The organism is Methanosarcina sp. 2.H.A.1B.4 (assembly GCF_000979385.1).
GTDB lineage: Archaea > Halobacteriota > Methanosarcinia > Methanosarcinales > Methanosarcinaceae > Methanosarcina.
The window spans coordinates 21652-30047 of sequence record NZ_JJOV01000049.1 but is presented as its reverse complement, the minus strand read 5'-3'; the positions used below and the strand labels follow the sequence as shown (position 1 = coordinate 30047).

General features: G+C 44.9%; 7 protein-coding genes. 4 read left to right on the top strand and 3 right to left on the bottom strand.

Annotated elements, in window-relative coordinates; all coding sequences use genetic code 11:
• Window positions 1–377: 377 nt before the first annotated feature.
• Window positions 378–1610: a methionine adenosyltransferase gene (locus EO92_RS07755; RefSeq protein WP_048170586.1), complete on the top strand. Its 1233-nt coding sequence runs from the start codon at window positions 378–380 to the stop codon at window positions 1608–1610.
• 310 nt (window positions 1611–1920) lie between these two features.
• Here the strand turns inward: EO92_RS07755 and EO92_RS07750 are convergent, their stop codons facing one another.
• The gene (locus EO92_RS07750; protein WP_048170584.1) at window positions 1921–2790 is read right to left on the bottom strand and encodes a geranylgeranylglycerol-phosphate geranylgeranyltransferase; all 870 of its coding nucleotides are present in this window, start codon (window positions 2788–2790) and stop codon (window positions 1921–1923) included.
• Window positions 2791–3397: 607 nt separating this feature from the next.
• Here EO92_RS07750 and EO92_RS18475 point away from each other — a divergent pair.
• Window positions 3398–4663, top strand: coding sequence for a PGF-pre-PGF domain-containing protein (locus EO92_RS18475; RefSeq protein WP_235283250.1), 1266 nt, complete (start codon window positions 3398–3400; stop codon window positions 4661–4663).
• 150 nt (window positions 4664–4813) lie between these two features.
• On the opposite strand, the gene nadA is transcribed toward EO92_RS18475, so the two are convergent.
• Complete coding sequence (nadA, locus tag EO92_RS07740) at window positions 4814–5728, bottom strand: quinolinate synthase NadA (RefSeq protein ID WP_048170582.1); 915 nt, start codon at window positions 5726–5728, stop codon at window positions 4814–4816.
• Window positions 5729–6069: 341 nt separating this feature from the next.
• Complete coding sequence (locus EO92_RS07735) at window positions 6070–6885, bottom strand: aspartate dehydrogenase (RefSeq protein ID WP_082107973.1); 816 nt, start codon at window positions 6883–6885, stop codon at window positions 6070–6072.
• Between the two features lie 451 nt (window positions 6886–7336).
• Between EO92_RS07735 and nadC the strand changes: the two genes are divergently transcribed.
• Both nadC and EO92_RS07725 read left to right on the top strand, forming a co-directional pair.
• Window positions 7337–8170 carry a carboxylating nicotinate-nucleotide diphosphorylase gene (gene nadC, locus EO92_RS07730; RefSeq protein WP_048137056.1) on the top strand — a complete coding sequence of 278 codons (834 nt, stop codon included), beginning with the start codon at window positions 7337–7339 and terminating at the stop codon, window positions 8168–8170.
• 42 nt (window positions 8171–8212) lie between these two features.
• Window positions 8213–8392 carry a hypothetical protein gene (locus EO92_RS07725; protein WP_048170578.1) on the top strand — a complete coding sequence of 60 codons (180 nt, stop codon included), beginning with the start codon at window positions 8213–8215 and terminating at the stop codon, window positions 8390–8392.
• The last annotated feature ends 4 nt before the right edge of the window (window positions 8393–8396 follow it).

Genomic DNA, 8396 nt, shown 5'->3' with positions numbered 1-8396 from the left:
CTAGTATCACACTCATATTTTCACCTGCTGGACGCAGGGTTGAGCTCGCGTGACTTGTCCTCAATAGAGGAAGGGATGACCCGAGAAGCCAGTCAGTCTTTAGCTGAATGGTAGTTCACTAAGGGGAATTTCTTAACTGACCTGCCTTTATTGCCTGCATTCGCCACATATCTTCACTGAATATTCCATCTTCACTGAAGACCTTATCTATTTTCACTGAAGACCTTATCTATTTTCACTGAAGACCTCATCCATCTTCACTGAATATCCTATCTTCACTGAAATACATTTATTGACAAACTAATCCGTCTTCACTTACATTAACAAGATCAATACAGTATCTGTACGCCCTTAAGGGCAATCCGGGGGGAAAGAGTTTGAGAAATATTGTTATAGAAGAGTTGAAAGCTTCGGAAGTTTACCGCCAGAAGGTAGAGGTCGTTGAAAGAAAAGGGCTTGGGCATCCGGACTATATCTGTGACGCTATCATGGAACAGATTTCCGTAAATCTCAGCCAGAAATATCTTGACACCTTCGGGACCATCCTGCACCACAATATAGACAAGGGCATGCTTGTTGCAGGGCAGGTGGAAGGAAAATTCGGAGGAGGAAGGGTTGTAAGCCCTATGCGGCTGATAATAGGGGATAGGGCAACCTTCGAATACGAGGGAGTTGAGATCGATGTTTCCGGGCTTGCAGTCCGTACAGCAAAAGACTGGTTCTCAGAAAACCTCCGTTTTGTAGACCCTGAAAACCTCATTTACCAGGTGGAACTCAAAAGGGGTTCAGCAGAACTTACGGATATCTTTAGCAGGGGAGGAAAGGTTCTCGGGGCAAATGATACGTCCGCAGCAGTCGGATATGCGCCTCTGAGCCCTACAGAAAGGCTGGTACTCGAGACTGAACGCTACCTTAACTCAAAGGGGTTCAAGAAAGAATGTCCGGAGTCCGGAGAAGACATAAAGGTCATGGGCCTCAGGCATAAAGAAGACATCCATCTTACGGTTGCTGCACCTCTTGTGGACAGGTTTGTGGAGTCTGAAGAGGACTATTTCAAACAGAAAATGGAACTGCATGACCGGATCGAAGAGTTTGCTGCCGGATTTGCGGAAAAAGAGAGAGCTGAGTTTGAAGCCTGCATTTGTGCAAAACCCACTGCTTCCCTTAACACCCTGGACATGCCAGGCAGGGGGATGGATGGAATTTACACAACGGTTACCGGCACATCCGCAGAGGACGCCGACTGCGGAGAGGTGGGGCGCGGAAACCGTGTAAATGGGATAATCCCCTTAAACCGTCCTGTCAGCAGTGAAGCTGCGGCAGGGAAAAATCCTGTAAGCCATATAGGAAAGATCTACAATCTCCTTTCCCACAGGATCGCAGCAGAAATTTACAATCAGATTCCCGATGTCTCTGAGGTGTATGTCTGGCTCCTGAGCGAAATCGGAACTCCTATTGACCAGCCTCAGATTGCAACTGCCCAGCTGATCATGAAAACAGGTGCCGCAGGAGATGTCGAAAAAGAGGCGGCAGAAGTTATAGAAAAAGAACTTGAAAATATCCATTCTTTCTCTATGGAACTTGTAGCAGGAAAGAAACCTATCTGCTAATCTATTTACTGAGACCGCAGTCCTTGCTAAGGCTCTCAGTCCTGAGAATGGCCGATCTGCCAGTTGTCGATTTGCCAGTTACCGATCTGCCAGTTTCCCGACTCGCGAAATAACCTGAGAAGAAATAACCTGAGAAGAAATTACCTGAGAAGAAATTACCTGAGAAGAAATTACCTGAAAATCGAAACTCAGCAGATTTCTCCCGCGGAGGCAACCGACAAAATCAGGATTGTAATCCTTAGTGACCTGTGTGAACGGTCAGGCAGGCCCAGGCAAACTAAGGACAGACTTTTGTAAATTTATGTAAAGTTTATACCCCGGCAATGAAAGCTATCAGGGCAAAAAACATGGCTATTTTGAACATCTTAGAGGACTTTGTCGGGTTATTCCGCGCAAGGAGCTGATGAATAGCTGCAAGAAATCCCAGGTCTGCCAGAAAGACAATGTAAAGATAATGCAGGCCAAGGATGGACACAACGTATGGTAGAGGACTTAAAAGTACGGCAAGGAGCCCTATGAGCACTGCAAGATAACCTGCTTTTTTTGCCCCTATTCTAAGAGGCAGGGTATCTGCCCCTTCCATCCTGTCCCCTTCCATATCCTCAATATCCTTTACGATTTCCCGGGCTGTAATGGCAAGAGCTGCAAGCAGGAAAAGCACGGAAAGAACCTTAATTCCTCCAAACCCAAAAATAGAAGCTCCAAACAGAAACACAGAACCAGTAAGGTAGCCTATGCTCAGGTTTCCTAAAAGGGGCGTACCTTTAAGGGTTTTTGCATACAGGATCAACAGCAGGGAGTTAAAAAGGGCAATTAACCCGCAGACCGAATTTACAGAGAAAGCCAGCAGGGTACCAAGGGCGAACAGAAGGTAAGAAAAGTAAAGGGCTTCTTTTGCCTGCACCCTCCCGGATGGGATGGGCCTTTCCGGACGGTTGATCGAATCTATCCTTATGTCAAAATAGTCATTGATAGCGTTTCCTGCGCCTGAAACCATGAATACTACCAGAAATACGAGACCTGCATCAAGAAAAGGAAATGGTCCCGCAAAATTTGAACTTAAAGTACCGGAAGTCAGGATATTAAAGGCTATCAAAGTTCCTATTACAGCTGCAAAACCTGCCATCAGGCAGTTTCCGTACCTCATAAGCTCCAGGTATGTGCGTATTCCGGCAGACATCAGAAGAAAGCAGCATTATAAAGTATTAAAAGTATCGGCTATTTTGTCTCGAATCAAAAAATTTAGTATTGAATCAAAAAAGTACGAATCAAAATAAGGTTCGGGCGTTCAAATGAAAAAACTCTTCCTGTGGAGGGAAAATTTAAGATTTGAACCGGCTGTCAGATTGGGATATTGTGTAAGGACATAATTCTCCTACCAGATTAAAACATTTTAATATCGGGAAAGATCCGCCCGGTTTATTAAGGGGAAAGTGATTCAAGGATCTCGAAAGAGGGTCGAAACATATAACAAACTGTATCGTTAATTTCTCAAAATTTTGAAATCCATGTCCCGGTATGATCCCCTTAAATCTGAATCATCGTCTACTTCTGTTCTAAGGAGATTCAGGGTTACTTTGTTTGGACAAATATATTGTTTTAAACCAGCAGTTTATTGGAAAAATCTACTCAAAACAAATCTCTAAATTTTGTTTATATGAATAATATAATAAATTGTCAATGACTTACTCTGGTATACCAGAGATTTTTGTTTACTGATGTGTGGGCGGAGGCCTATAAAAATGAAAACCGATTTTTTTAGTTCTTTAATTTATGTATTATTGATAATGCTAATAATTCCTGGCATGATTCCTGGCATGATTCCTGGCATGGCATCTGCTGCAGATGATACGGGAACTACAGATCCAACACCATCGGATCCAACACCATCGGATCCAACACCATCGGATCCAACACCATCGGATCCAACACCAGCAGATCCAACACCATCGGATCCAACACCATCGGATCCAACGCCATCGGATCCAACAGATCCTACAGATCCGGCAGATCCGGCAGATCCGGCAGATCCAGTAGATCCCGCAGATCCCGCAGATCCCGCAGATCCCGCAGATCCCGCAGATCCAGTAGATCCGGCAGATCCCGCAGATCCGGCAGATCCGGCAGATCCGGCAGATCCGGCAGATCCAGCAGATCCCGCAGATCCGGCAGATCCGGCAGATCCGGCAGATCCGGCAGATCCGGCAGATCCCGCAGATCCGGCAGATTCGGCAGATCCGGCAGATCCGGCAGATCCAACACCTACACCAACACCAACACCAACACCAACACCTACACCAACACCTGCACCAACACCTGCACCTACAGATAATGCAGACAGTGGGAGTTCCGGTTCCAAATCCAGTTCTAGTTCCGGTTCCAGCAGCATAGGAAGTGGTGTTTCCGCAGAGCCGGCCAGCAATATCCAAATCAAGGAGCTTGCTACCAGAAACGTGATGAGTGGGTATCATATTAAATATGAATTCCCGGAAAACGTTACCTGCATAACATATATTGAATATGATGCAGAAAGGACATTCAGAAGGACAACAGCAATTGCAGAAGTACTTAAAGGCAAATCCACACTTGTCCCAAAACTTCCTTCTGGCAGAATCTATAAACATGTGAATATCTGGGTCGGAAATAGTGGAGAAGGACTTCCTACCTCCCTTAAAAATGGATTAATCGGATTCAAAGTTGAAAAAGATTGGATTGAAGCTAATAATGTCACTGAATCCCTGATAACCCTTCAATGGTATAACAAAGGCTGGAAACCACTCTCCACGGTAAAAGTTGGCGAAGATAAAGATTACGTTTATTTTAAGGCAAAAACTTCTGGATATTCCTCCTTTGCGATAACAGAATATCAGGAAGGAAAATTACAAAAAACTCTGAGAAACCTGGAAAGTGAAGGAAAGTCACTTCTGAACGGAAGTGCAGGACAAAACGGTCCAGACAAAAAGCCTATGGAGACAGCTAAAATATTTATGGTAATTGCTCTGCCCCTATTTGCGCTTATTGTAGGATACGGCGTGTTGAAGAAAAAGATCTAAAAGGTTTCTTTAGCATGAAAGTAGGTGAGATTTTGTTTCTCTCCTACTCCTCATTATTTTTTCCCATAAATTCCCGCGAAGAAATAATCCGCGATAAATCAAAACTTTCCTTGCATAAGCGGGCCGTAGCAAACGGATAAAACATTCAGCTTATTTTATTTTTACCGCAAGCATTCGGTCAAGGGCTTCTTTTGCCCTTATCCGCACGTCCTCGGGAACAGTCACTACGTGCTGCATCTTTTCAAGGGAAGCCAGGACTTTTTCAAGATTGACCATTTTCATGCTGGGACAGCAGGCAAATTCAGAGATACAGTAATATGTTTTTTCCGGAGCTGCCTTAAGGAGCCCGTGAATAAGCCCGCACTCCGTGCCAATTATAAATTCCTGTGCAGGAGAGTTTTTCGCGTACATGATCATTCCTCGCGTGCTTGCCACACAGTCTGCAAGTTCCAGGACATCAGGGCGGCACTCGGGATGAGCGATGAATTTAGCCAGGGGATGTTTTTCCTTCATTTTCAGGACATCTTCCCTCAGGACCTGGTGGTGTGTGGGGCAGTGCCCTTCCCAGGGAATAATGGTTTTGTCGGTCCGGGCTGCAACGTAGGCAGCCAGGTTCTTGTCAGGCACAAAGATAACCTCTTCGGCGTCCAGGGAGTTTACCACTTCTACAGCGTTGGCAGAGGTGCAGCAGATATAGGACTCTGCTTTGATTGCAGCCGAACTGTTTACATAGGAGACGACCAGAGCTTCAGGGTGCTTTTCTTTGAGTCTTTTAAGGCCTTCCACATCTACCATTTCAGCCATCGGGCATGTGGCATCGATTTCCGGTAACAGGACCGTCTTTTTCGGAGAAAGGATTGCAGCGCTCTCTCCCATAAAATGAACGCCGCAAAACACAATAACATCTGCGTCCTGGCGGACAGCTTCCTGGCTCAGGGCAAGGGAATCCCCTACAAAGTCCGCAATGTCCTGGACTTCGGGGCGGGAGTAATAGTGAGAAAGAATTACTGCGTTTCGTTTTAGCTTCAATTCCTGGATCCTTTTTATAAGGTCTGCTTGATGCATGGGACCACCATAATATTTGAGAGAAAAATATGAATATAGAATTTTTTTAGTGTAAAGAGGCCTTTAATTAAGACGTTTAGATTTTTAACGTAAAGGCATTCTGGCAAAAGTGCATGTTAAACGTAGAAAGGAGTGCAATAAGGAACATTCTATCCATGAGGCACTTTTTCGCATACATGCAACCTTCTTCGGAGGATTTACGTGCTTAACTCCTCCGGACTATATAATGTTTGTGAACCTAATGTTTGTGAACCCCACACGCCTTCAATCCGAATATCTAAGTTCAGGTACCTGAATCCTGTCAGTTCAGGTTCAGTCCTCAAGGTCCAACCGGGAAGAATTCAGGTCCCGATCTGGACGGGATTCAGGATCTTTTTGAGGGTAGAAACTGCAGAAAGGGCTGCAAGATAACTTGTTTTCGGATTTTCCGGGGAAGGAAGATTTTCCACTCTGGTGCTAAATTTGCCGAATTCTCCTTCTACGGTAATCTCATGCACATTTCTGGAAAGGGAGGGGTCAGCTATGATTCTTACCCTGGTCTGCTCAAAACCTATGCCTGCAAGACTTATCGTAGCGGCCACGTTAACGTTTGCAGGAAAGGCTTTTACGGCTTCGGAGGCCGTCCCTTCAAAAAGTACGGTTTCTTTTTCAAGTTTTTCAAGTTTTATGCCGTGTTCCACAACATAAGGAGCTCCCATGAGTCCTGACGGAGGTTTCCTGGTGGTCAGGGTGACCGAGGAAATGCCAGCCGCAGATGCTGAGTTTAATCCATCGATGCCGACAACCGCACCCGAGGGGAAATAAAGTTTGCAATTGTGTTGTTTTGCAAGCTCGAAAAGGGTTGTCCTCAGTTCTTCATCGGCAAGGGCACCCACGCTCAGGACCATCACATCACATCCGGCCTTAAGGGCCTGTGGTACAATGGATTTGACAGCATTCTGAGAGGCGCTTTCTATAACAAGATCCACACTGCGTATGAGTTCTTCAATCTCCATATACGCAGGACTGCATGTCTTCAGGGAAGCTGAAAGTTCAAGGATCTTGCTCTCCGAAGAGTCACAGAGAGCAGACAGCTCTGCATTGATCTCCCCGTTATCAATAGCCTTGCAAATCTGTCCGCCAATGAATCCGCAACCAATAACTCCAATTTTCAGTATTTCAGGCTCCTGAGAATAATCAGTAGATTTTAATTGCTTTAGCCAGTAACTTAAGTTGTTTTAGCTGGTATTTTTCAATTCGTTATAATTGCTTGCATTATAATTTTCTTTATCTGTCCAGAATAACGGAAATCCGGGAACGGGATTACTGTATTCCGTTCTCTCACTTAAAATCTTCTGTTGTCCGGCTTTTGTTTTCGTCTCAAAACTCTTCTGCACATTTCTACCCGTTCTTTGCCTATTATTTACCTGTTCTTCATCTGTTCTTCACCTGTTCTTCACCTGTTTTCATTTTCTTTACCAGTTCTCTTTTTCTTTGCCTGTTCTCAGTACCTTACTTTGGAGAACCCAAATTACAAACAATAAAGTAAAAACGGAATAAAGAGATACTAAAGGAAAATGCCCGCGCCTCTTATAAATCCGGGCAGCATTAAGTATCGGGGTAAAAATCATGCTTATCAGAGAAGTAGAAAGCTTCATAGAAGAAGATCTGGGGTACGATGATGTTTCGTGCACTATTGTTCCGGACAGGCCTGCAGAAGCCATCATTTTCACAAAAGAGGATTGTACGGTTGCCGGACTCAATGAGGCAGCATCAATATTTTTTTATTTTGGAATTCAGGCAGAAACAGGTCTTAAAGATGGGGACTGTCTCAGCAAGGGCGATATAATTTTCAGGCTCAGGGGAGGAGCGGTATCCATTCTCAGGGCAGAGCGCCTTAGCCTTAATTTCCTCGGGCACCTTAGCGGGATTGCAACCCTGACCAGGAACTGCATGGATGTCGTAAGAAAGCACTCCGAAAGCACAAGGCTTGCGTGTACAAGGAAAACTACCCCCGGAATAAGGAAATTCGAAAAGCTCGCTGTCGCTGCAGGTGGCGGAGACACTCACAGGTTTAACCTCTCGGATGCGGTTATGATTAAAGATAACCACATCAAACTCATGGGAATAGAAGCCGCAATCAAAGCAGCGCAAAAAACAAGCTTTACGCGGAAAATTGAGGTTGAGGTAGAGTCTGCAGAAGACGCGGTCTTTGCTGCAGAACTGGGAGCTGACATTATCATGCTTGACAATATGCAGCCTGAGGCGGTCAAAGAGACTCTCTCCGTACTTGAAGAAAAAGGGCTCAGGAAATCAGTCCTTGTGGAAGCCTCAGGAGGAATTTCCCCCGCAAACCTTGAAGGTTATGCAAAAACAGGAGTTGATGTAATATCAATGGGCTCCCTTATCCACAAATCAAGATGGATAGATGTTAGCCTGGAAATAGTCAATTCCGAGAACTGAAACTATAGTTTCGGATGTAAATGCTTACAGTTAACTCCCCAGATGCGTTATAACCACGGAAGTGCCCGGTATTCCGTGGTTTCTGTGCCTTCTGTGGTTTTTATGCCTTCTGTGGTTTTTATGCCTTCTGTGGTTTTTGTGCCTTCTGTGGTTTTTGTGCCTTCTGTGGTTTTTGTGCCTTCTGTGGTTTTTATGCCTTCTGTGGTTGGTATCTATGTTTGAGACT